Source organism: Bradyrhizobium zhengyangense, from assembly GCF_022012555.1.
In the GTDB taxonomy this organism is placed as follows: domain Bacteria; phylum Pseudomonadota; class Alphaproteobacteria; order Rhizobiales; family Xanthobacteraceae; genus Bradyrhizobium; species Bradyrhizobium zhengyangense.
The window spans coordinates 354,243-375,933 of sequence record NZ_JAKLTZ010000001.1 but is presented as its reverse complement, the minus strand read 5'-3'; the positions used below and the strand labels follow the sequence as shown (position 1 = coordinate 375,933).

Annotated in this window: 21 protein-coding genes; 12 read left to right on the top strand and 9 right to left on the bottom strand. The window is 66.0% G+C overall.

What is annotated here, in order from left to right:
• Positions 1-83 precede the first annotated feature (83 nt).
• The gene (locus L6639_RS01890) at positions 84-581 is read right to left on the bottom strand and encodes a peptide deformylase (protein ID WP_237858465.1); all 498 of its coding nucleotides are present in this window, start codon (positions 579-581) and stop codon (positions 84-86) included.
• 319 nt (positions 582-900) lie between these two features.
• Here L6639_RS01890 and L6639_RS01885 point away from each other — a divergent pair, with 319 nt between their 5' ends.
• Entirely contained in the window at positions 901-2,127 is a 1,227-nt protein-coding gene (locus L6639_RS01885; RefSeq protein WP_237858464.1) for an MFS transporter, read from the top strand.
• Positions 2,128-2,133: 6 nt separating this feature from the next.
• On the opposite strand, the gene L6639_RS01880 is transcribed toward L6639_RS01885, so the two are convergent.
• From L6639_RS01880 to L6639_RS01850, 7 genes are all read right to left on the bottom strand, one after another.
• The gene (locus tag L6639_RS01880; protein ID WP_237858463.1) at positions 2,134-3,012 is read right to left on the bottom strand and encodes a bifunctional helix-turn-helix transcriptional regulator/GNAT family N-acetyltransferase; all 879 of its coding nucleotides are present in this window, start codon (positions 3,010-3,012) and stop codon (positions 2,134-2,136) included.
• Positions 3,013-3,106: 94 nt separating this feature from the next.
• The gene (locus L6639_RS01875; protein ID WP_237858462.1) at positions 3,107-4,288 is read right to left on the bottom strand and encodes a VWA domain-containing protein; all 1,182 of its coding nucleotides are present in this window, start codon (positions 4,286-4,288) and stop codon (positions 3,107-3,109) included.
• The gene (locus tag L6639_RS01870; RefSeq protein WP_237858460.1) at positions 4,285-6,510 is read right to left on the bottom strand and encodes a DUF5682 family protein; all 2,226 of its coding nucleotides are present in this window, start codon (positions 6,508-6,510) and stop codon (positions 4,285-4,287) included. Before L6639_RS01870 ends, L6639_RS01875 begins: the two co-directional genes overlap by 4 nt.
• Positions 6,511-6,514: 4 nt before the next feature.
• Entirely contained in the window at positions 6,515-7,591 is a 1,077-nt protein-coding gene (locus L6639_RS01865) for an ATP-binding protein (protein ID WP_237858457.1), read from the bottom strand.
• Positions 7,588-9,018, bottom strand: coding sequence for a DUF5691 domain-containing protein (locus tag L6639_RS01860; RefSeq protein ID WP_237858455.1), 1,431 nt, complete (start codon positions 9,016-9,018; stop codon positions 7,588-7,590). Before L6639_RS01860 ends, L6639_RS01865 begins: the two co-directional genes overlap by 4 nt.
• On the bottom strand, positions 9,011-10,399 hold the full coding sequence (locus L6639_RS01855) for an SWIM zinc finger family protein (RefSeq protein WP_237858454.1): 1,389 nt from the start codon (positions 10,397-10,399) through the stop codon (positions 9,011-9,013). Before L6639_RS01855 ends, L6639_RS01860 begins: the two co-directional genes overlap by 8 nt.
• A 55-nt stretch (positions 10,400-10,454) precedes the next feature.
• Positions 10,455-10,865 carry an MmcQ/YjbR family DNA-binding protein gene (locus tag L6639_RS01850; RefSeq protein ID WP_237858453.1) on the bottom strand — a complete coding sequence of 137 codons (411 nt, stop codon included), beginning with the start codon at positions 10,863-10,865 and terminating at the stop codon, positions 10,455-10,457.
• 69 nt (positions 10,866-10,934) lie between these two features.
• Between L6639_RS01850 and L6639_RS01845 the strand changes: the two genes are divergently transcribed.
• The 11 genes from L6639_RS01845 to L6639_RS01795 all read left to right on the top strand — a co-directional run bounded on the left by L6639_RS01845 (position 10,935) and on the right by L6639_RS01795 (position 20,261).
• Positions 10,935-11,486, top strand: a complete 552-nt coding sequence (locus tag L6639_RS01845) for a carboxymuconolactone decarboxylase family protein (protein WP_237858452.1) — start codon at positions 10,935-10,937, stop codon at positions 11,484-11,486.
• A gap of 108 nt (positions 11,487-11,594) precedes the next feature.
• Positions 11,595-12,221 (top strand): PadR family transcriptional regulator, encoded by a 627-nt coding sequence (locus L6639_RS01840; RefSeq protein ID WP_237858451.1) that lies wholly within the window; start codon positions 11,595-11,597, stop codon positions 12,219-12,221.
• 12 nt (positions 12,222-12,233) lie between these two features.
• Positions 12,234-12,878 carry an O-methyltransferase gene (locus tag L6639_RS01835; protein ID WP_237858450.1) on the top strand — a complete coding sequence of 215 codons (645 nt, stop codon included), beginning with the start codon at positions 12,234-12,236 and terminating at the stop codon, positions 12,876-12,878.
• Between the two features lie 217 nt (positions 12,879-13,095).
• Positions 13,096-14,751, top strand: a complete 1,656-nt coding sequence (locus L6639_RS01830; protein ID WP_237858449.1) for an acetolactate synthase large subunit — start codon at positions 13,096-13,098, stop codon at positions 14,749-14,751.
• A 108-nt stretch (positions 14,752-14,859) separates the two neighbouring features.
• Positions 14,860-16,686, top strand: a complete 1,827-nt coding sequence (locus L6639_RS01825) for a chloride channel protein (RefSeq protein WP_237858448.1) — start codon at positions 14,860-14,862, stop codon at positions 16,684-16,686.
• 24 nt (positions 16,687-16,710) lie between these two features.
• Positions 16,711-17,058 (top strand): Lin0512 family protein, encoded by a 348-nt coding sequence (locus L6639_RS01820; protein ID WP_212066034.1) that lies wholly within the window; start codon positions 16,711-16,713, stop codon positions 17,056-17,058.
• Between the two features lie 4 nt (positions 17,059-17,062).
• Positions 17,063-17,755 carry a GNAT family N-acetyltransferase gene (locus tag L6639_RS01815; RefSeq protein WP_237858446.1) on the top strand — a complete coding sequence of 231 codons (693 nt, stop codon included), beginning with the start codon at positions 17,063-17,065 and terminating at the stop codon, positions 17,753-17,755.
• A 148-nt stretch (positions 17,756-17,903) separates the two neighbouring features.
• Positions 17,904-19,088 (top strand): serine hydrolase domain-containing protein, encoded by a 1,185-nt coding sequence (locus L6639_RS01810; RefSeq protein ID WP_237858444.1) that lies wholly within the window; start codon positions 17,904-17,906, stop codon positions 19,086-19,088.
• A 94-nt stretch (positions 19,089-19,182) separates the two neighbouring features.
• A complete protein-coding gene (locus L6639_RS01805; RefSeq protein WP_237858443.1) occupies positions 19,183-19,392 on the top strand; it encodes a YgaP family membrane protein in 210 nt (69 codons plus the stop codon).
• The gene (locus L6639_RS01800) at positions 19,389-19,910 is read left to right on the top strand and encodes an RNA polymerase sigma factor (protein ID WP_237858439.1); all 522 of its coding nucleotides are present in this window, start codon (positions 19,389-19,391) and stop codon (positions 19,908-19,910) included. Before L6639_RS01805 ends, L6639_RS01800 begins: the two co-directional genes overlap by 4 nt.
• 3 nt (positions 19,911-19,913) lie before the next feature.
• Positions 19,914-20,261 (top strand): carboxymuconolactone decarboxylase family protein, encoded by a 348-nt coding sequence (locus L6639_RS01795; RefSeq protein WP_237858438.1) that lies wholly within the window; start codon positions 19,914-19,916, stop codon positions 20,259-20,261.
• A 42-nt stretch (positions 20,262-20,303) separates the two neighbouring features.
• Here the strand turns inward: L6639_RS01795 and L6639_RS01790 are convergent, their stop codons facing one another.
• Positions 20,304-21,644: an RtcB family protein gene (locus L6639_RS01790; RefSeq protein ID WP_237858437.1), complete on the bottom strand. Its 1,341-nt coding sequence runs from the start codon at positions 21,642-21,644 to the stop codon at positions 20,304-20,306.
• Between the last annotated feature and the right edge of the window lie 47 nt (positions 21,645-21,691).

Here is a 21,691-nt window from a genome sequence, read left to right as displayed (position 1 = left end):
CGGATTGCCATCATATCAGCCCAGACACGTTTCTCCACATCGAACAGCCGGCGCCGGCTCAAACAAGCTCGATGGACGGCACGTCAGTCGCGCGACATCTTCTCAAACCGCTTCACCAGCCGCTCCCGCTTCAGCCGTGACAGCCGCTGGAGCCAGAACATCCCGTCAAGCTGATCAATCTCGTGCTGGTGGCAGACAGCGCGCAAGGTCTCGGACTCCTCGGTCTGCGAGATGCCGTCGAGATCCCAATAATTGATCCGCACGCGGGCGTGGCGCTGCACCTCGTCATTGACGCCGGGCATCGAAACGCTGCCTTCCTTGTGCATGATCATCTCGGGCGAGGCCCATGCGATCTCGGGATTGACGTAGGTCTGCGGGCCCGCCTTGGCATCGAGCTCGAGCACCACGACGCGCAGGGGCACGCCGATATGGGGCGCCGTGATGCCGATGCCGGGCGCGGCGCGCATCGTTTCAAGCAAATCCGCTGCAAGCTCGCGCAAGCCATCGTCGAAAGCGGTGACGGGGCGGGCGGGCACAGTGAGCCGGCGGTCGGGATAGCGGACGATCGGGCGAATGGCCATGAAGTCTCGGCGCCAGAGGCGCGGTGCAATCGAATTGTCGGGATGATGCCATGATGCCGGTGTTTTGCCCGACGTGTCAAATCGCGGCTTTGGCGCGGCAGGTTCCGGAGTCAGGAGTTGTCAGCATCAAAGTCGGTGTTCCCGCTGCGGCCGTCTACTGTGCATGGGGTTGTTTTCGCGTTTGCCGCGACCAGACGGGATTTCGGGCTCCGTCCGGCCGTGCGCGGTCGCGACGGTCTGCGAAATAAAGTAGGATCGCCTGTCTGCTTTTGCCATTTCCATTCGTCTTCCACCCAGAGAGACCTGACGGGAGACCAAGATGACCTCTTCCAGATATCGCTGGGTGATCGTCGCCGCCGGCGGCTTGCTCGGATGCGTCGCCATTGGCGGCATGTTTTCGCTGCCGGTGTTCCTGCAGCCGATCGCGAAGGACACCGGCTGGTCGGTGACCGGCATCTCCAGCGCGATGACCATCGGCTTCCTGGCGATGGCCTGCAGCAGCATGATCTGGGGCACGCTGACGGACAGGTTCGGGCCGCTGCCGGTGGTGCTGACCGGGTCGACCGTGCTGGCGCTCAGCCTGTTCGCCGCCAGCCACGCGACCTCGCTGATCGCGTTCCAGTTCGTGTTCGGCCTCTTGGTCGGCGCATCCTGCGCTGCGATCTTTGCACCGATGATGGCGACCGTCACCGGTTGGTTCGACACCCATCGCGGCCTCGCCGTCTCGCTGGTGTCGGCCGGCATGGGCGTGGCGCCGATGACGATGGCGCCGCTCGCGGCCTGGCTGGTGTCGCATCATGACTGGCGCACCGCGATGCAGATCATATCGCTGGTGGTTGCCGTCATCATGATCCCGGTCGCGCTGCTGGTGCGCCGTCCGCCGGCGCTCGCGCATCCGCAAGGTCAGGCAGCAGGCCCGGGTGGCCCGCAGGCCGACATGACGGTGGGCGAGGCGTTGCGCTCCCCGCAATTCCTGATCCTGCTCGCCACCAATTTCTTCTGCTGCGCCACTCATTCCGGCCCGATCATCCACACGGTCAGCTACGCCGTAAGCTGCGGCATCCCGCTGATCTCGGCGGTGACGATCTACAGTGTCGAGGGTCTTGCCGGCCTCGGCGGCCGCATCGCCTTCGGCCTGATGGGCGATCGCCTCGGTGCCAAGCGCGTGCTGGTCTCGGGCCTGTTCGCGCAAGCCTTCGGCGCGCTCGCTTATGTCTTTGCTCACCAGCTCACGACCTTCTACGCGGTCGCGACGGTGTTCGGCTTCATCTATGCCGGCACCATGCCGCTCTATGCCGTGATCATCCGTGAAAACTTTCCGCTCAAGATGATGGGCACCGTGATCGGCGGCACGGCGATGGCCGGCAGCCTCGGCATGGCGACCGGCCCGCTCGCCGGCGGCATGATCTACGATGCGTTCTCCAGCTACGCCTGGCTCTATATCGGCTCCTGGGCGATGGGCCTGGGCGCATTCCTGATGGCGATGACGTTCCGCCCGTTCCCGAAGCCGCAAGCCGAGCCGGCTCCAGCGCCGGTGGCGGCGTGACGAACTCTACGACCGGATCTGTTTTTCGAAGAACAGGTCCGGATACGGGTCGTCGTTGAAGCGCGGGATCTCGCGCCAGCCGGTGGTGCGATAGAGCTGACCGGCCTCCGGCAGCGCGCTGTTGGTGTCGAGCCTCAACAGCGCGATGCCGAGCGAGCGCGCGGCCTGTTCAGTCCGGTCCATCAGGCGCTTGCCCAGCCCCAATCCGCGCGCCGAAGGGGCAACCCACAGACGCTTGATCTCGGCATAGCCGTGATCGGTGCCCTTCAGGCCGACACAGCCGATCGGCAGCGTGTCCGACATCGCCACGATGAAGCTGCCGCGCGGCCGGCGCATGTCCTTGGCGTCAGGATCGCGTGACAGTGAAACGTCAAAGCCTTGTTTGAAGCGGCGTCCGAGCTCGGCGTAGTACTCAGCCAGGCAATAGCGCGCCTCGTCGCTGCGCGGGTCCAATTCGGTGAGCGCGATGCGGTCGCGTGTCAGCGCGGAGGCGATTAAATCCATCGCCGCAAGCAGCGCCTCGCGTTGCGAGTTGCGGGCAAGAAAACCTTCGGCCTGACTGTTCGACAAGTCCTCATAGGCTGCGAACTCGCGCTTGCCTGTGCGCGTCAGGCTCACCACGCGGCGCCGCGCATCCTCCTCATGCGCGTGCGTCTCGACCAGGCCTTCGTCTTCCAGGCCGCGCAATAGCCGGCTCATCAACCCGGAATCGAGGCCGAGATAATCGCGGATCTCGCCGATTTCGGAGCGCCCGTGTCCGATCGCGTTGAGCACACGCGCCGCCCCGAGCGGCCGCCCGCGCCCGAGGAAGGACGTATCGAGCGCGCCGACGGCGGAGGTCACGGCGCGGTTGAAGCGGCGGACGCGGGAGATGGGGTCGAGCATTATCTGACTTTAGTCAGATAATTGCTTCAGTCAATGGCGAGCGGATGATCTCGTGGCGGCCGCGCCGCTGCGACGGTTCTGGACCCCAAACCGGTCACCCTTCGGACCGGATCAGCTTGATATCCTGGTCGGCCGCCCAATCCGCAACATCCTCGCGCTTCAGCGCGGTTGCCATCAGGTCGGGAAACTGATCCGGCGTGCAGGCAAAGACGGGGATGCCAAGACTGGCAACTCTTGCCGAAAGCACGGGGTCGTAGGACGGACGGCCGGTGTCAGTCAGCGCCAGCAGCACGATCACGTTGATCCCGCGCGTCGCGAGCCGGGCCAGCCGGTCGACCAGCGCATCCGCATTGCCGCCTTCATAGAGATCGGTGATCAGGATCAGATGCGCCTTGGACGGGCGCTCGATGCGCTCCTCGCAATAGGCGACCGCGCTGTTGATGTCGGTGCCGCCGCCGAGCTGAACGCCGAACAGGACCTCGACGGGATCGGCGAGGTCTTCGGTCAGGTCGACGATCGCAGTGTCGAAACAGACGAGCTTGGTCGCGACAACAGGCAGCGAGGCCATCACCGCCGCGAAGATCGAGGCATAGACGACGGAGCTTGCCATCGACCCCGACTGGTCTACGCACAGAATGACTTCCTCGAGATCGACGATGCGACGCTGCTGGCGCAGGAAGCCGATCAGCCGTTCCGGCACCACGGTGCGATACTCTGCCTGGTAATGGCGCAGATTGGCCTTGATGGTGCGCGGCCAGTCGATGTCGGCAAAGCGCGGGCGATTGGTTCGCAGCGAGCGATTCAGCGCACCACGGACCGCGTCCGCCGTGCGTCGCTCGAGCCGTTCCATCAGCTCGGCCACCACCTTGGCGATGACGATCCGTGCGGTCTCCTTGGTCTTCTCGGGCATCACACCACGCAGCGCGACGAGGTCGGCGATCAGGTTCACGTCGGCTTCGACGGTTGCGAGGAATTCCGGCTCGAGCAGCATCTGGCGCAGCCCCTTGCGCTCGAACGCGTCCTTCTGGATCACCTGGACCACAGGAGCCGGGAAGAACTCCCTGATATCTCCAAGCCATTTCGCGACACGGGGTGCCGAGCCGCCGAGACCGCCGCGGCCCTTCTTCGGCGCGTCGTCGCCGTTGCCGTAGAGCGCCGTCAAGGCTTCGGACATGCGGCGGTCGCTGTCGGAGAGCGCGCTTGTGTTTTCGGCATCCTCTGCGTCAACGCCGAGGGCCAGCGTCCATCGGCGATTGCGCTCGTCGGTCTCGCTCATCGGGGGGCTCCGGCGTTCAGCAGCGCGATCACGCGCGCCTCGTGCTGCTGCCAGATCGCGGCGGCATCTGCGATCAGCCGATATCCTTTCGCGCCGCCGCTGTTCCGAGCAAACAACGCGTCCATCAGCCGCCTGCGCTCGTTGCGGTCCAGTGCCGAGAAGACGCGGCGAAACAGCGGCAGGCTGGCAGTGAAGGCGTCGTCATCGAGAGACAGCAGCCAGCCGTCGACCGCGCCGCGCAGCGCCGCGTCGTGGATCAGCCGCTGGCCTGCGCCCTCGAAGAAACCTTCGAAGAAACCTGCTGCGTCGGCAATTGGCGTGCCCGGCGACAGCATCCGCGCCAGCAGGTCGGCGGTGTGATCGGCCGCCAGCAACTCCGCCTCGTACAATAGCCGTGCCGCAGTGCCGGCGATCAGCCGGGTGGCCTGGCCATCGTGCAGCAAGGCCGTCAGCGCCGCGCGCCATCCGGCCACGACGTCGGTCTCGAGCTGGGCCAGCTGGATCGCCGCATCGCCCGCGAGGATCGCGCCGCGCAGCTTGGCTGCGGCAGGAACATCCAGATTGCGCGCGGCGTAGGGCAGGGCAAGCGCCGCCTGTACCACGATCCGCGGCATCAGGGCCGCGAGATGCTGGGCGGTGCCGGCACGCGCCTCGCCATAGCGCAGGATGTCGGCCATCGGCGGCAGCGCGTCGAGCAGCGACTGGCCGTCGCTGGTGAGGGCTGCCTTGGTTTCGAGCGCCGCGATGCCGGATTCGGTGGCCCCAGGCAGATCCGCGATCATGGCGTTGCGCACGAGGCCCGCCAGCGCGCCGAGCTCGCTCTCCTTGCCCATGGCTTCGATCAGGCGGCCGGCAGCGGCTTCCATGATGGTCGAGCCATAGAGCAGGTTCTCGACCAGCCGCACCGCGAATTCCGGCTCCCAGCGCAGCTGCCAGTTTTCGCGGAACGTCCCGCGGCTGCGGCCGGCGTCCGTCAACCGTCCCCAGGGCACGTCGAGCGCATTGAGCCGGTGCAGCAGCGTCGAGCGCATCAGCCCGCTTTCGCTGCGCAGATCGAGTGTCAGCGGCCGTTCGAGCGCTTCCGGTTTCAGCCTCGTCGCCTTCTGTTGTCTTTGGAGATCTTCCAGCAGCGGCGCCAGCGGCGTCGCCGACGGAATCGAGCCGACGCCCGCGCCGACCAGGAGCTCGGCGGCGATGTCGTTCCACATGGCGCGCTCGCCGTTGCACAGGCACGCGATCGCCGCCTGGCGCAGCTCCTCGAAGCCGGGCGAGGGCCGTTCGCGCAATGCCGCCAGCGCCACGCCGAGACGCTGCGCCTCGATCACGGAGGCGGTCGAGACGAAATGACCGCGATCGCGCAGCACACGCGTTACCTTGGCAAGCCAAAGGGCGACGCGGTCGCCGTCGTGCGTCTCCCAGAGATGCGCGCACCAGCCGGGCGCGACCACGCCTGCGCCATAGCCGCTCGCGCGCGACAGGCGCGGCGCGGTCCACGGCGCCCAGGTCGCCTTGATCTTCGTCTTCGGCCGCCCCTTGAGCAATTCGCGGTCGGTCGCGAGGCTGCGACGCTCGGCCAGCGCCGGCACGTGCCAGGCGCCGCAGACGACCGCGACGGCACCGTCGCACTCCTTCGCCGCCTTGGCGATCTCGATCCGCATATGCGCCTCGCGCGCGGCCTCCCGGGTCGATACCGCCTTTTCGTCCGCGCGCAGCGCCGCCATCGCATCGGCCACGGCCGCGAACACAGGACCTGTCGCTGGATTTTCCTCGATGACGTCGGACCACCAGGACTCGCCGTCGTCATAGCCAGCAGCGGTAGCGAGCGCCCCGATCGGATCACGGCTGACCGGATCCTCCTCCGATCGCGCGGCAATTTCCCCGGCGATGTCCGCGGCTGAGGCTCCCAACCTGTCGGAGGCAGGCAGATCGATGAAGCGCAAGGCCGCGCCGTGCCGCACGGCCCAGCAGGCGGCTTGGTATTCCGGTGAATAGGCGGCGAAGGGAAAGAAGCTGGCGTTGGCCGGATTGTCTTCGGCGTAAGTGAGCAGCGCTACCGGCGTCACCATTTCGGGGGAGGCGAGCATCGGCAGCAGGTCGGAGGCATCCGCAGGGCCCTCGATCAGCACCGCGACGGGCTGGAGCGCGTCGAGGGCTTCGACCAGCCGCCGCGCTGATCCCGGCCCATGGTGCCGGATGCCGAAGAGATGGACGTCGCCGGCCATGATGTCAGATCAGATCGGTCAGCGAGGCATAATAGCCTTCGAAGCCGCGCTTTTTCTTCAGCACGGTCTCGAGATATTCGCCGAACACCGCGGTGTCCTGCACGGGATCCTTGACCACCGCGCCGATCATGTTGCTTGCCAGCGTCTCCGGCGTCAGCTTGCCGTCGTTGAAGAAGGTTGCCTGGCTGATGCCGCCGACCATCACCGCGATCGCCTCGGCGGTCGAAAGGCCGCCGGAGGGAGATTTCAGCGCGACCTTGCCGTCCTCGGTCGAGCCCGAGCGCAACTCGCGGAAGATCGCGACAACCCGCGCCACCTCGTCGGCGACGTTCTTCGGTGCGGGCAGATCGAGGTTCTGCGCCATCTCGCCGACGCGCTTGACGACGATCGACACTTCTTCTTCGGCGCTGTCAGGCAGCGGCAGCACGACGACGTTGAAGCGGCGCTTGAGCGCGGATGACAGCTCGTTCACGCCCTTGTCGCGATTGTTGGCGGTCGCGATGATGTTGAAGCCGCGCTGCGCATAGACGGCGGTGTTGAGCTCCGGGATCGGCATCATCTTTTCGGACAGTACAGTGATCAGCGTGTCCTGCACGTCGCTGCCCATGCGCGTCAGCTCCTCGAAGCGACAGAGCTTGCCGCCCTCCATTGCGCGCATCAACGGGGTCGGCACCAGCGCTTCTCGGCTCGGTCCGTGGGCAAGCAGCTGGGCATAGTTCCAGCCGTAGCGGATCTGGTTCTCGTCGGTCCCTGCGGTGCACTGGATCACGAGCGTGGAATCGCCGGTGACGCCGGCGGCCAGATGCTCGGAGACCCACGACTTGGCCGTGCCGGGCACGCCGAGCAAGAGCAGCGCACGATCGGTCGCAAGCGTCGCAACGGCGGTCTCGATCAGCCGCTTGTCGCCGACATATTTGGGTGTGATCGTGGTGCCGTCGGCCGCCTTGCCGCCCATCAGATAGGTCACGACCTGGCGCGGCGAGAGCGCCCAGCCCGGCGGGCGATGCCCTTCGCCGGCGGCGAGCGCCTTCAGCTCGCTCGCAAAGCTGTCCTCGGCGGGTAACCGCAGTTTCTCGCTCATGGCTTCTCTCCTTGATCGTCCAACGCGGCGTTGAGCCGCAGCATGTCGAGGCGCGGGTCGCCTTGCAGCAGGCCCGCAGTCGTCAGGCGCTGCAAGGTCTGCTGCGCCGCCGCCTGCGAGGCGAGCACGCCCAGCGCGTGAAATTCCTCAGCATGGTCCGACGGCTTGGCGTCGTCGCGCCTGATCTCGGCCAGCAGTTTTGCGCCAGCCAGCGCCGAGAGCGGATCGTCGAGGCGCGCCGCAACGCCGGCGATCACCTGCGCTATCTCGAAGCGGAAACCGTGCGTGCGCAAACCAGCCACGGCGAATTTGGCTCGCTCAGTGGGGGCGAGACGCGGTGCAAGCGCCACGATGAGGCCGGTCGCATCATGTTCGCTGACGATCTCGGCTGCCTGTACAAGCTGCGCATCGGTGCCGGTCTCTACAATCAACTTGATCAGCCCGGCATCGGCCGCCGGGTCCACCTTCCAGTCCCAGGCAGCGATCAAGTCCTGCGGGGCAAGGCCGAGCGCGCCGGCGAACGATGTCAGGTCGGTGCCGTCGAGCAGGGCTTTCCGTCGTTGCCATTGTGCCGGCGTTTTGGGCGTTTGAAAGTCGATCACGCGGGAGCGGCGCAGCAGCCCCTTCGTCTTCACCGAGAAGAAGCCGGCAAGCTCCGCGATATCCTCGCCCGCGGCGGGACCGTGGCCGAGTCGGGCGAGCATGGATGTTGCAAGCGCCTTGACCTTCGGCGCGCGATCGTTCGCTACGAGGCCTTCGAGAAAGGCAACGTCGTCATCGGACAACCGCTCCGAAAGCAGGGACACCAGGCGCGGCCGCGCATCGGCATTTTCGTTGCCGACTTTTGCTTCAAGCAGCGCGCGTGCCGCTGATGGATCGCGCCGCCTCAAGCCGATCAACGCGGCCTTGCGCGCGGCGGGCCAGAAGTCTTGCCAATTCTCTGCTGTGATCTGGTCGTTCGCCTGTCGCTGCGTCGTCGCGCCGGCAGCGGTGAATGCGCTCCAGTCGCGCCACGCGGCGTAGACATCGGGCGCGTCCTCGTCGCTTGCATCAGGCATCCAGTCGGCAGGATGGGTCGTCCAGCCGCGTGCGGCGAGGAAGTGGACGAGCTCGGTTCTGGACGCTGCGTCCTTGCTCGCCGCAAGGATCCGGCGCACCAGCGGTCGCAGCGCCTCTGCTACGGTCGGCAGTGCAAGCGGGGGAATGTCGGGCAGCACGCGCAGCGCAGACGCCGGCTCGGCCGTCACGGTTGCGCCGAGGAATTGGCCGGACAGAGCGAGCAGCCGCAACTCGGCCTCGACGGGATCGTCGCCAAGTTCAGTTCGCCAGAACGAAGCCGCAGCGGCTGCGGTCGAACCCATGGTCCAGCGCGTCACGACCGCCCCCATGGCCTCGAAGATCGCTTCCGCGCCCGCTGTTTCAGTCATGGCTGTCAATCCGACCCCAGGGAGACTGTGCGGCAAGGATCGTGAGTCGGTTGCCCGACCAGATCGCGGCGGTGCGCGTCAGCTCCGTGCCGGTTAGCAAGCCCTCAGCGCTGCCTGCGACGGGCAGCGTGGCCGTGCCATCGGCCGCTCGCCACCAGGCGGCTCCTGAATCGTCTCGCGCGATCCGCCCCTGCGGGAGAAGCAGGGGAAGCTCGATCATCCACGGCTCGGCCAGCAGCGGCCGCGTCAAGGCATCGGAGAGCGTGTGACCCGGCGCGGGCCATTCAGACACAAGCGTCTCATCCGCGGCGTCGCGCCGCACGAGCAGGGCGCGGAGCGGTTGCTGCGACGGATAGAAGACGAGCTCGCCCCGGAAGCGCTCGCCTGAGGTGAAAACCGAACCGCGACGTCCGGCACTTGCCGGGAAAAAGTCGAGCAGCATGGCGAAGCGCGGGCCTGACGCGGCAAGGTTGAGCAGCCATGTGGTCTGCGAGACCAGACCGTCGCGGCGCGTCTGCACCTGCTCGGCGAGAACCTCCCAATGCCCGTTCACGCGCGGCGACTGAGGATCGGCCAGCACCGTCTCGCGTGTCTCCGATGTCGCAACGGCGCGCCGGATCTCGGCGTCACGTGGCGTTGCCCGGAAGGCGCGCGCGAGCAGTACCAGCTTGCCAAGCTCAACGACCGCCCCGCGCGGCCGGTCGCCGGCGGCGAGCGCGAGCAGGCGGGAGGGCAATTCGTCGATCCGGCTGGCGAGCGCCGCGGCCTTGCCGTCGACCAGGCGCGCCGCGATGCGCCGGCATCGCGCCGTGGCATCATCGATGAAGCCTGACAATCCCAGGCGGAGCTGATCGCCGATCCATTGCTCCAGCGCATCCAGCGCATCGAGGATCGCGCGCTCGGTGTCTTCGTTGCGCTTGGCCGCCTGCGCCTCGCGCCGTGCGGCATCCTTCGGATCTTCGGGCGCTTCGGGCTCGAGGGCGCGTGCGGCGCGCAGATCCTTGTCGACCGCTGGGGCGCCAGCGCTCGCCGGCTTTGCGGCTGAGGTGCCGCGCCTGCGCCCGAGCCAGTCGCTGACCCAGGCCGGCGTGTCGGCGGGCGCGAACGGCACGATCGATTCCGCATTCAGCCACAACAGGCCGAGCACATGTTTGCAGGGAAATTTGCGCGACGGGCAGGTGCACTTGTTACCGAGGTCACGCAGGTCCGCCATCACCCGGTAGGGATTGGCGCCGGAGCCCGCGCATTCGCCCCAGATCAGCGCGCCATCCGGGCTGCCGCCGACGCCAGACCATTTCGCCGGCTTGGCAAGGCCGGCGGCCGCCTTGAGCGAGGATTGATCGGTAGCGAGTTGCTCGACCGCCTTCAGATCAATCGCCACGCCGGCTTCCCAATTCGAATCCAGGACCGGCAGTATATCGGGGCAGGATGAAAGCTCAATGTCGCCGCGCGCAGACGATCCGCTGCACGCGGAGATCGTCACGCGGGTGTGGCGACGCAAGCCCAAGCTCATTGCGCTTTTTGATTGTCAGCTTCGCCACGATCAGCCCGTGGGCCTGCGCCAGATAGGCCGTGAGCTGGGCATCGGGCAGCGCGTTGTTGCTGACGAGCTGCACCCATTTGGCCCGCGCGAGATAGGGCGCAGGCCGCGCCAGGCCGTGCTCGATCAGCATGGCATAAGCCATGTTCGAGACCTTGAACATGTAGCCGCCGGTCTCGGCCGTATAACCGCCGCTCAGCGCGAACATCTTGCCGCCGACCTTGAACACGGAGGTGCCTTCCCACTGCACCACCTTGGTGGCGGCGGGCAGGCGCAGGCAGCGTGTTTCGAAGCTCTTGGGAGTCATGCGATTGCACTAGCGGACACCGGCGCACCTTTGTGGCAGCATGTGTGTTCCAACCGAGGATGGGATGCCATGTCGCGCGTGTCGATCAAGACCCGAAACGATCTGCCGGAAGCATTGCGGCCGCTGTGGGACAAGATGACGACCTATGGTGCGTTCGAGAACCAGGCCGGTGCGATGGCGCATCGCACCTCGATCTTCAAGCACATGTGGTCGCTGCTGGTCGATCTCGCCAGCGACGGCATGATCTCGAAGCGCCATCTTGAGCTGGCGCTGGTCACGGTGTCACTGCTCAACAAATGCGACTATTGCGTCTCCCATCACGCGCCGAAACTTGCGGTGCAGGGAGTGTCAGCGGAGGGTGCCGCGCAGCTCCTCGATTACAAGGATCACCCCGAGCTCGATGAGCTCGACAAGCTCGTCGTTGAATACTCCATTGCTGTGACCAACACCTGGAACCGGACGCGCGACGAGATCTTTGCTCGCCTGCGCACCCATTTCTCCGAAGCGCAGATCGTCGAGCTGACCTGGCGCATCGCGCTGTGCGGTGCCTTCAACCGCTTCAATGACATTCTTCAGCTCGAGGTCGAGCAGGGCGGGTCCCACAGCGAGGCAGCCGAGTAGCGGCCGTCGGTCGCTGCTCCCGCTGGCGCATGATCACGGATCGGTGATTTGCGCCCCGGCTATCGCAAACTATATCGTAAGATATGTTTTGAGAAGGAGACGTACGATATGTTCGGCAAACACCGAGACCACAGAGACTTCCATTTCGGGCACCTCGCCCATTTCGCCATGGGCCGGCACGGCGGGCGGCATCGCTTCGGCCGCGGCGGCCATGGCTTTTTCGGACGCGGCGGCAACGATTTCCCGGGCGCACGCCGGCTGTCCTCGCAGGACCTCCAGCTCGTGATCCTGGCCCTGCTCGCCGACAGGCCGGCGCATGGTTACGAGCTGATCAAGATCATCGAGGAGCGGTCGGAGGGATTTTATACGCCGAGCCCCGGCGTGATCTATCCAGCGCTGACCTATCTCGAAGAGGTCGGTCACGCGAGCGTCGCGCAGGATGGCGGCCGCAAGCTCTACAGCATCACGCCGCAGGGCGAAGCGTTTCTTGCCGAGCAGCGCGGCACCGCTGATGCGATCCTGCAAGCGCTGTCGCGGATCGGACGGCGCATGGACGAGGTGCGCGAGGCTTTTGCCGGCGTCAGCGATCTCGATGCGGATGCCTCTGACGAATTGCATCGCGCCCGCCACAACCTCAAGCGCGCGCTGCGCAGCAAGCACGGCAGCGATTCCGCCGAGGCGCGTCGCATCGCCGGCATCCTGGAGCGCGCGGCGGCTGAAATCCTCGGCAAGTGAGGGACGCCAGATATGAATGATCGGCCGCACAGCCCGATTCAAGATCCGCGCGTCAACGCCGTGATCGCGCGCCTGCAAGGCGCGCGGCAGCGGCCCTCCGGTGGCGGCCCGCGCGGCGGCTCCGGCAGCCGCGATCCTCACGCCTATGCCGAGCAGGGCTTTTCGATTCATCCCGAGCAGGGCGAGCTGATCTATTTGTTGTGCCGCGGTTTGCGCGCCACCCGCGTCGTCGAGTTCGCGACCTCGGTCGGGATGTCCACGCTCTATTTTGCCGCCGCGCTCCGCGATAATGGCGGCGGCACGGTGATCGGCTCGGAGATCGTGCCGGCCAAGGTCGAAGCCGCCAAGCGCAATCTCGCGGAAGCGGGATTGGCCGACTATGCCGAGATCCGCGACGGCGACGCCCGCAAGACGCTGCGCGATCTCGGCGGCCCCGTGGACTTCGTGCTGATTGACGGCTGGCCGGGCGAGGGTGGCCCCTCGCTCGCCCGCGAAGTGATCGAGATCGTTGCGCCGCAGCTGCTCGTCGGCGGCTATATCATGAATGACAATGCCGAGCCCGACTTTCTCGCCTTCATCCGCGATCCCAAAAACGGCTTTGTGTCGATGACGCTGCCGCTCAAGGGCGGCACGGAACTGTCATTGAAGGTGAAGTGAGGCACAAGCCCTTGCGTTGCCTGACGGGCTAAAGCACGCCGCGAGGACGCAAATGTGTCTCTGCGTGGTCGGGCGAATTGAAAGAGCGCAGCGCGGTTGCTCACACTCCATCGGTTGTTGATGGAGTGATGCGCCGCTTTGTGAATTGTGCCCGCGGCTCAGTTGGCTACCATGAGATGGCTTCGGGAACACGGAGCCAGCAGCAAGCGGAGGCGACATGAGTGGGCAGGAACGCAAAGTTAAGGGATCGGACCTGTTCGTCGCGGCGCTGGAGAACGAAGGGGTCGACCGCATTTTTGGCGTGCCTGGCGAGGAAAATCTCGACCTCGTCGAATCGCTGCGCACCTCGAAAATCGAGCTGGTGCTGACCCGCCATGAGCAGGCCGCCGCCTTCATGGCCGCGACCCATGGGCGATTGACCGGCAAGCCTGGCGTCTGCCTCTCCACGCTCGGCCCTGGCGCTCTGAATCTCTCCACCGGTGCGGCCTATGCGAATCTCGGCGGAATGCCGATGATCCTGATCACCGGCCAGAAGCCGATCATGAGCAGCCGGCAGGCGCGCTTCCAGATCGTGGACGTGGTCGCGACCATGAAGCCGCTGACAAAGCTGTCGCGACAGATCGTCAGCGCCTCGTCGATTCCAACAGTGGTGCGCGATGCCTTCCGCGTGGCGATGGAGGAGCGGCCGGGACCGGTGCATCTCGAATTGCCCGAGGACATCGCAGGCGACGAGGTCGAGGCCGTTCCCGTGATCCCGGTCCATCCGATCGAGATCCCGGTCGCGCATCGCGCCGCGCTCGACCGTGCCGCCGAGATGATTCTGGCCGCAAAGCGTCCGCTGGTGATGATGGGCGCCGCGACCAGCCGGCCGCGGTCGACCCACGGCATTGCGAGCTTCGTGCGGCGGACCGGCATTCCGTTCTTCACCACCCAGATGGGCAAGGGCACCGTGCCCGGCGGCACCAATCTCTACATGGGCACCGCGGCGCTGTCCGAGCGCGACTATGTCCACGATGCCATCGATGCCGCCGATCTTATCATTGCGATCGGCCACGATCCGATCGAGAAGCCGCCCTTCATCATGGGGCCATCAGGGCCGAAGGTCATTCACGTCAGCTACACCTCGGCCAGCGTCGAACTGGTCTATTTTCCCGACGCCGAAGTGGTCGGCGACGTCGGTCCGAGCCTGGAGCTGCTCGCCGACCGGCTCGAAGGCAAGCTGCCGCAGGCGGCGGCGCTGTTGCCGCTACGCGAAGGGATCCTCAATCACATCGCCGACCGCGCCACTGAAGCGCGCTGGCCGCCGACGCCGCAGCGCATCGTGCACGACATCCGCCAGGTCATCCCGGAGAACGGTATCGTCGCGCTCGACAACGGCATGTACAAGATCTGGTTCGCGCGCAACTATCGCACCCGTGTCGCCAACACGCTGCTGCTCGACAACGCACTGGCGACGATGGGCGCCGGCCTGCCGTCGGCGATGATGGCCGCGATGCTCTATCCCGATCGCCGCGTGCTCGCAGTGGCCGGCGACGGCGGCTTCATGATGAACAGCCAGGAGATGGAGACCGCGGTCCGCCTCAAGCTCAACCTGGTCGTGTTGGTGCTGGAGGACAACGCCTACGGCATGATCCGCTGGAAGCAGGCGGTCGATCATTTCGCCGACTACGGCATGACCTTCGGCAATCCCGACTTTGCGCTTTACGCCAGGGCCTATGGCGCCAAAGGCCATCGTATCGAAAGCATCGACAGCTTCGGTCCGACGCTGGATGCCGCCTTCAAGGAGGGGGGCGTGCACCTGGTCGCGATCCCGATCGACTATTCGGAGAACGTGCGGGTGCTGGTCGACGAGCTGCGGGCGCGGCAGAGATAGCAGCAACTCTGCGGAAATTGCCCGGGAGGATCATACCAGCCATTCCTTGATATATATCGTTCTACGATATATTTCAGGCGCGAAGAATCCTCCCGACAAGAGACATTCATGCGCCAGACCCCCGACATCGCCGGCGGCCTCCCGCGTCCTCGCGGCAAGCCCGGAGATTTTACCGCCGACCGCCGTGTTCTGGTCCTGATCGGCATGGCGCTGCTGGTCGGCAGCATCAGTGCCGGGGCCGCCTGGGTGCTGCTGAAGCTGATCGCGCTGGTGACCAATCTGGTCTGGTTCGGTCACCTGAGCACCGCGAACGTCTCGCTGGCGAACGCCCATCCAGGGATCTGGATGGTGCTCGCGCCGGCGCTGGGCGGGCTGGTGATCGGGCTCATGGCGCGGTTCGGCTCGGAGAAGATCCGGGGCCACGGCATACCCGAGGCGATTGAGGCGATCCTGATCGGCGGCAGCCGGATGCAGCCGAAGGTCGCGATCCTGAAGCCGCTGTCATCGGCGGTGTCGATCGGAAGCGGCGGCCCGTTCGGCGCCGAGGGACCGATCATCATGACGGGCGGCGCGATCGGATCGATCTTCGCCCAGTGCTTCCATCTCACCGCGGCCGAGCGCAAGACGCTGCTGGTTGCAGGCGCTGCCGCCGGCATGACGGCCATCTTCGGCACGCCGATCGCCGCGGTGCTGCTCGCGGTCGAATTGCTGCTGTTCGAATGGAAGCCGCGCAGCTTCCTGCCCGTGGTGACGGGGGCGGTGATCTCGGCTGCGTGGCGTCCGCTGCTGTTCGGGACCGGACCGCTGTTTCCGTTCGCGGAGCGGCCGGACCTGCCTTGGTGGGGCCTCGTGGCTGCGATCGGCGTCGGCATTGTTGCCGGCCTGCAATCGGGGCTGATGACGCGGCTGCTCTACGCGATCGAGGATTTGTTCGATCATCTGCCTGTGCACTGGATGTGGTGGCCGATGCTTGGCGGCCTTGTCGTCGGCCTTGGCGGGCTGATCGATCCGCGTGCGCTCGGCGTCGGCTACGATGTCATTGCCGATCTGTTGTCCGGCCACATGGTGCGCGACGAAGCGATCCGGCTGTTGCTGGTGAAGTCAGTGATCTGGGTGGTCGCGCTGAGCTCGGGCACGTCGGGCGGCGTGCTGGCGCCGCTGCTGATCCTCGGCGGCACCGCCGGCTGGATGGAGGGCTTGGTGCTGCCCGGCGGCGCGTCGTTCTGGGCGCTGGTCGGCATGGCCGCGATGATGGGCGGCACGATGCGCTCACCGCTGACAGGCGTGATGTTCGCGATCGAGCTGACCGGCAATATCGACATGCTGCTGCCGCTGCTGGCGGCGACCGGCGCCGCGCATGCCGTCACCGTGCTGTTGCTCAAGCGCTCGATCCTGACCGAGAAGATCGCGCGCCGCGGCCAGCACATCACCCGCGAATACGCCATTGATCCGTTCGAGCTGATGCGTACGGCCGACGTCATGGTGACTAATGTCGACACGCTGCCGGTCGACATGACCATCGACGCGGCGGTGGCGTTTTTCACCTCCGACCAGCGCCGTCACAAATCCTATCCCGTCGTCGCTGGCGATGGACGGCTGACCGGCATGGTGACCCGTGCCGACGTCCTGCGCTGGCGCACCGAGGGCGATCATCAGGCGGCAACGCTCGATGACGTCGCGTCGGACAGCTCGAGCGTGGTGGCGCATCCCGATGATGTGCTGGGGCGGGTCGCCGATCTCATGGTTGCCTCCGATCTCGGGCGGCTGCCGGTGGTCGATCGCGTCAGCCATCGCGTGGTTGGCCTCATCGCTCGCAAGGATTTGCTGCGAATTCGCGCGGTCGTGAACGCGCAGGAGGAGGACCGCAACGCATATTTCCTGCGCGAAAAGGCGCTTGTGCCGGAGGCGCGGATCGCGGAAGGTCAGCCCCTCTGAACTCCAGCACCGACAGGAATGAGCATGACTCGCGTTCGTTGTGTTACCGAGATGGGCATGGGCGTCGACGTTCACGGCAGGGACGCCACCAAGGCGGCGAAACGCGCGGTGTCTGATGCCATCAGGCATTCGAGTCTCGGCTTCTTCCGGATGATCGGCAAGACCGCGAACGACATGTTCGTCGACGTTACCATCGGCGTGCCCAACCCTGAGGCCGTCGACAAGGATGCGGTCGCCAAGGAGCTTCCTTACGGCACCGTGACCGTCACCGCGGTCAAGGGCGGGCTGGAGATTCCCTCGGCCACGGAAGTGGCGAACGATCCCATCCTCATCGCCAATGCTGCCGTCATCGTCAGCTTCGACAAGGACTAGACCGGTGTCCGACAGCGATGAAGCATTGTTGGATCGTCCGATCTGGAGCGCGCTGACGACGAGCCATAAACATCTGGCCGAGGGCGGCCCACGCGCGCTACGCTATCCCGTGGACATGACGCCGTTCGCCGACATGGTCGACATGTCCGCTGAGAGTTTCGCCGCGCTGGGCGATCTCATGGCGCCCTCGCAGGTTGTCGCGCTGTTCACGCCGGAGGCGGTCGACGTTCCCGCCGGCTTCAAGGTGGTGCTGGCCGAGAGCGGTGACCAGATGATCGGCTCACCCGCCGACAGCCCGCTCCGCGATGCCGAGATCGTCACGCTCGGGAAGGCCGACGTGCCCGCGATGACGGCGCTGACCACCCTGACCAAGCCCGGGCCGTTCGCCGCGCGGACGCACGAGCTCGGGACCTTCCTCGGCATTCGTGCTGGCGGCGAATTGGTCGCGATGACGGGCGAGCGGATGAAGCCGGGCAAGTTCGTCGAGATGACGGCGGTCTGCGTCCACCCCGATTATCGCGGGCGTGGCTACGCGCAGGCGCTCCTCGCAGCTGTCGCGCGCCGGATCGAGGCGCGCGGCGAAATTCCGTTCCTGCACGTGTTTTCGAACAACGCATCCGCCATCGCGTTGTACGAGCGACAGGGCATGCGCATCCGTCGCCGGCTGCACGTGACGGCATTCATGAAGCAGGGGTGAGAGCCCGGCACGTACGCCGGAGCGGGCGCATCGGCTCGCGTCGTCGACGAGCAGCGAGTTCGGCTGCTCAATCTGCTCCGCGAACGGGCTTCCCCGCGGCTGATTTGTTGCTATATCCATCGCAATCATCTCGGGGAGGAACCGATTTATGGACGCCAGGACGCCAGATTTTTCCGCCGCGCGGACGGCGATGCAGCGCTACGTCGATCAGGAGATCATTCCTGGCGTGTCCTGGGCGGTGCTGCGCGGGCGCGAGGTGGTCGATCAGCAATGCGTCGGCTTCGCCGATCGCGAGGCGAAGACCGTGCTCCGGCCCGACCATATTTTCCGCGCATTCTCCAACACCAAGATATTCGTCACCTCCGCGATCATGCTGCTGGTCGAGGAAGGCCGCATCGGACTCGATGACCCCATCGAGAAATTCCTGCCGCAGCTCGGCAATCGCAAAGTGCTCAAGCAGGGCGCATCGAGCCTTGCCGATGTCGAGCCGGCAAAAAGCTCGATCACGATCCGGCATCTGCTGACCCATACGTCCGGTCTCAGCTACGGCATCTTCGATCCCGGCACGGTGCTGTTCAAAGGCTACAACGACGCGCGCGTGCTCAATCCGCTGACGCCGCTGACCGACATGATCGACAAGCTCGCCGATCTGCCGCTGTCCTATCATCCCGGTACGAGCTGGGAATACTCAGTGGCGACCGACGTGCTCGGCCGCGTGGTCGAAGTCGTCGCGGGCAAGCCGCTGGATGTCGTCTTCAAGGCGCGTATCTTCGATCCGCTCGGCATGACCGATACGGGTTTCTTCGTGCCCGAAGCGAAGCAGGGCAGGCTGGTCGCACATTACACCGGTGCCGACGTGCTCGATCCGATGAAGCCCGGTCTCACGCGCGCCGACGATCTGCCTTTTCCGCAGGCCTATCGACACCCGTTCCCGCGCCTGTCGGGTGGCGGCGGGCTGGTCTCGACCCTGCCTGATATGCTGGCCCTGGTGAAGGCGCTGCTCCCCGGGCCGGATGCGCTGCTGAAGCCGGAGACGCTGCAGCAGATGTTGACCAATCAGCTGCCGGCAGGTCAGACCATCCGCTTTGCCAATCTCGGGCCGATGCCTGGCAAGGGCTTTGGCCTCGGCGGCGCATTGACCTTCGCGCCGACGCCGTTCGATCCGCCGAATTCCACCGGCGAATTCCAGTGGGGCGGGCTCGCCGGCACCCATTGGTGGATCTGCCCTGAGGCCAATACCGCTGGCGTGCTGATGGCGCAGCGCCATCTCGGTTTCTGGAATCCGTTCTTCTTCGAGTTCAAGCGCCTGGCCTACCAGGCCGTCGGAGCCTGACCGCAAAAAATTGCGCATCCCCGCGAATCCTTTTCGGCCGTCGCGCCCTCCTAGTGGTCGAGGCAATCCGCCTCAACTCATTTGGGAGGATGCGATGGGGTTCTACAGGAAGAATATCGGCGGCCTGCACCAGGCGGTGCGGGTTGCCGCCGGGATCGCGGTCGCGGTCGCCGCCTTTGTCTATTTCACCGGCGCGTTGGCCTGGCTGGTCGCGCTCGGCGGCGCTGGCTTCGCGCTGACCGGCCTCGTCGGCTATTGCCCGATGTGCGCGATGGCGGGTATCGACCGGGGAGGCGTCTCGTGAGTGCGGCGGCGATCTCGCAAAACCTGTTCGAGGCCGCGCGGCTCGGCGACATCAAGGCGATTGCCCGCCTGCTCGAGACGGCGCAGCCTGACATCCGCCGCTACGCACGAGCGACGTGCCGCAGTTCGGCGGATGCCGAAGATGCCGCGCAGGAGACGCTGTGGATCCTGTTCCGGCATGTCGGCACGATCCGCTCGCTGCTCGCGTTGTCTGCCTGGTTGTTCAGCGTCGTTCGCCGCGAATGCCTGCGGCTCGCACGCAAAGCGGGCTTGGCCGTGCCTGTCGGTGACAGCGAGACGGAGGTCGCATTGCTCGCGCGGCCCGAGGCTGAACTGCGGCTCGATGTTGCCGCGGCGTTAGAAGCGCTGCCGCCGCATTACCGCGATGTCGCGCTGATGCGCGACGTCAGGGAAATGACCATCGATGAAATCGCCGAAGCCCTCGGTGCGACGCGTCAGACAGTGAAAGCTCGGCTGCATCGCGCCCGTGCCTTGATGCGCGAATACCTGACGAGATAAGCCATGACCGACTATCAGAGTTCTGACGACTTGAAATCGATTCCCGCTTTCGTCGCGCTGGCGCCGGTCGAGGCCAACGCGTTCCTCGCGTTCAACCATGCGGTCGAGCGCAAGGACGGATTGATCCCGCCCAAATATCGCGAGCTGATCTCGCTCGCGGTCGCGCTGACGACGCAATGCGCCTATTGTCTCGACGTGCATACGGCGCAGGCGGCGAAGGCAGGCGCCACGCGCGAAGAAGTCGCGGAGGCCGCGTTGATCGCAGCCGCTGTGCGCGCCGGCGGCACCCTTGGCCATGCGCTGCTGGCGCAGCGGCTGTTTGACGGACATCGCGGCGAGGGAGAAAACTAGATGTTGTGGGTGGGAGGCCATGCCTCCCACCCACGATTTGCGTTAGTCCTTCCACGGATCAAATTCGCCTTCGCCGGCCATGGCGACGGCGAACGGCCGCAGCGTGTGCAGCACCCGCACGGTGCCGGCGTGCTGCGCGAGCACGTCGGGCAGGCGACGATAGGCCATCGGGCTCTCGTCGAGATCGGCACCGATCAAGGTGACGCCGCGTTCGTTGAGCCAGCGGTCCATCTCGGCGCGCGAGAAGCGGCGCTTCGCTTCCTTTCGCCCGAACATGCGGCCGGCGCCGTGCACGGTCGAGTAAAGCGAAGCCTTGGCTTCCGGACTGTCGATGCCTTCGAGGATGACGGCGTCGTCGCCCATCGAGCCGCCGACAAATCCTTTCTGGCCGGGAAACGCCGGTGTCGCCCCCTTGCGCACCACCCACAGATCCTTGCCGTCGTGGGTCTCACGCCAGGCATAGTTGTGGTGGTTGTGCACGCTCTCGGTCACGCTGCCGCCGATGATCTGGCGGACGCGTTCGACGACCCACTCGCGGCCCGCATAGGCATAACGCCCGGCGAGCTGCATCGCCGCAATGTAGCGACGGCCGAGCTCGGAATCCTCGTCGACCACGGCGGGCGGGACGTTCATGCCGTCCTTGCCGCCGGCGGCCTTGAGGTAGCGCGTCGCGGACGTATGCCCGAGGCCGCGGCTTCCGAAGTGGACACCGATCCAGACGAAGCCCTCTTCGTCGCGCATGAGGTCGACATAGTGGTTGCCCGATCCGACCGTGCCGAGCTGGCCCACCGCCTTCTGGCGGTAGGCCTCCATGTCGCTTTCGCGCCAGGCATCGCCGTCGTCGAATAGCGCGTGCTCGGCCCGCTCTGCGTTGGCGCGGCCGACACCGAACGAGATCACCTTGGCGACGTCGCGGATGATCGTCGGAGCGACCGCCGCGATGTCGTCGAAGCGCGTGTCGAGCCGGGCCGCCATATTGCCGCAACCGATGTCGAAGCCGACGCCGGAGATGCTGATCTGCTTCTCGTAGGCGATGACCCCGCCGACCGGCTGGGCGTAACCGAGATGGCCGTCGGCGCAGATCACGCCGGACACGACGTTGCCGACCGCCATGCAATTGCGCATCTGGGCGATGGTCGCATCTTCATGCGGGCCGAAAATCTTCAGCGGCGCATTCTGGAAGCGGGCATCCTGCGGGCGCAGTGCGGCGATGGCGCCCGCGGTCGCATCGGCCTCGCGGGCCAGATGCTCCTTGCGCGCCGCGTCCTTGTATAAACACCAGGCCGGCCGGCCGCGTCCCTCGCCAACGCGCGAGTCCGGATCGACGCCGGCAGCGAGGCAGAGCTCTCGGGCGCGTTCCATGTAGGGATCAGGTCGTCGCATGATCGTGTGTCCTGCTTTGCATTCCGCCCGCACCATAGCCGGGACGG

What these genes read in the sequence shown, in the direction of transcription:
- L6639_RS01890 (WP_237858465.1), bottom strand. Translation starts at nt 581, where the DNA reads ATGGCCATTCGCCCGATCGTCCGCTATCCCGACCGCCGGCTCACTGTG.
- L6639_RS01885 (WP_237858464.1), top strand. Translation starts at nt 901, where the DNA reads ATGACCTCTTCCAGATATCGCTGGGTGATCGTCGCCGCCGGCGGCTTG.
- L6639_RS01880 (WP_237858463.1), bottom strand. Translation starts at nt 3,012, where the DNA reads ATGCTCGACCCCATCTCCCGCGTCCGCCGCTTCAACCGCGCCGTGACC.
- L6639_RS01875 (WP_237858462.1), bottom strand. Translation starts at nt 4,288, where the DNA reads ATGAGCGAGACCGACGAGCGCAATCGCCGATGGACGCTGGCCCTCGGC.
- L6639_RS01870 (WP_237858460.1), bottom strand. Translation starts at nt 6,510, where the DNA reads ATGGCCGGCGACGTCCATCTCTTCGGCATCCGGCACCATGGGCCGGGA.
- L6639_RS01865 (WP_237858457.1), bottom strand. Translation starts at nt 7,591, where the DNA reads ATGAGCGAGAAACTGCGGTTACCCGCCGAGGACAGCTTTGCGAGCGAG.
- L6639_RS01860 (WP_237858455.1), bottom strand. Translation starts at nt 9,018, where the DNA reads ATGACTGAAACAGCGGGCGCGGAAGCGATCTTCGAGGCCATGGGGGCG.
- L6639_RS01850 (WP_237858453.1), bottom strand. Translation starts at nt 10,865, where the DNA reads ATGACTCCCAAGAGCTTCGAAACACGCTGCCTGCGCCTGCCCGCCGCC.
- L6639_RS01845 (WP_237858452.1), top strand. Translation starts at nt 10,935, where the DNA reads ATGTCGCGCGTGTCGATCAAGACCCGAAACGATCTGCCGGAAGCATTG.
- L6639_RS01840 (WP_237858451.1), top strand. Translation starts at nt 11,595, where the DNA reads ATGTTCGGCAAACACCGAGACCACAGAGACTTCCATTTCGGGCACCTC.
- L6639_RS01835 (WP_237858450.1), top strand. Translation starts at nt 12,234, where the DNA reads ATGAATGATCGGCCGCACAGCCCGATTCAAGATCCGCGCGTCAACGCC.
- L6639_RS01830 (WP_237858449.1), top strand. Translation starts at nt 13,096, where the DNA reads ATGAGTGGGCAGGAACGCAAAGTTAAGGGATCGGACCTGTTCGTCGCG.
- L6639_RS01825 (WP_237858448.1), top strand. Translation starts at nt 14,860, where the DNA reads ATGCGCCAGACCCCCGACATCGCCGGCGGCCTCCCGCGTCCTCGCGGC.
- L6639_RS01820 (WP_212066034.1), top strand. Translation starts at nt 16,711, where the DNA reads ATGACTCGCGTTCGTTGTGTTACCGAGATGGGCATGGGCGTCGACGTT.
- L6639_RS01810 (WP_237858444.1), top strand. Translation starts at nt 17,904, where the DNA reads ATGGACGCCAGGACGCCAGATTTTTCCGCCGCGCGGACGGCGATGCAG.
- L6639_RS01805 (WP_237858443.1), top strand. Translation starts at nt 19,183, where the DNA reads ATGGGGTTCTACAGGAAGAATATCGGCGGCCTGCACCAGGCGGTGCGG.
- L6639_RS01795 (WP_237858438.1), top strand. Translation starts at nt 19,914, where the DNA reads ATGACCGACTATCAGAGTTCTGACGACTTGAAATCGATTCCCGCTTTC.
- L6639_RS01790 (WP_237858437.1), bottom strand. Translation starts at nt 21,644, where the DNA reads ATGCGACGACCTGATCCCTACATGGAACGCGCCCGAGAGCTCTGCCTC.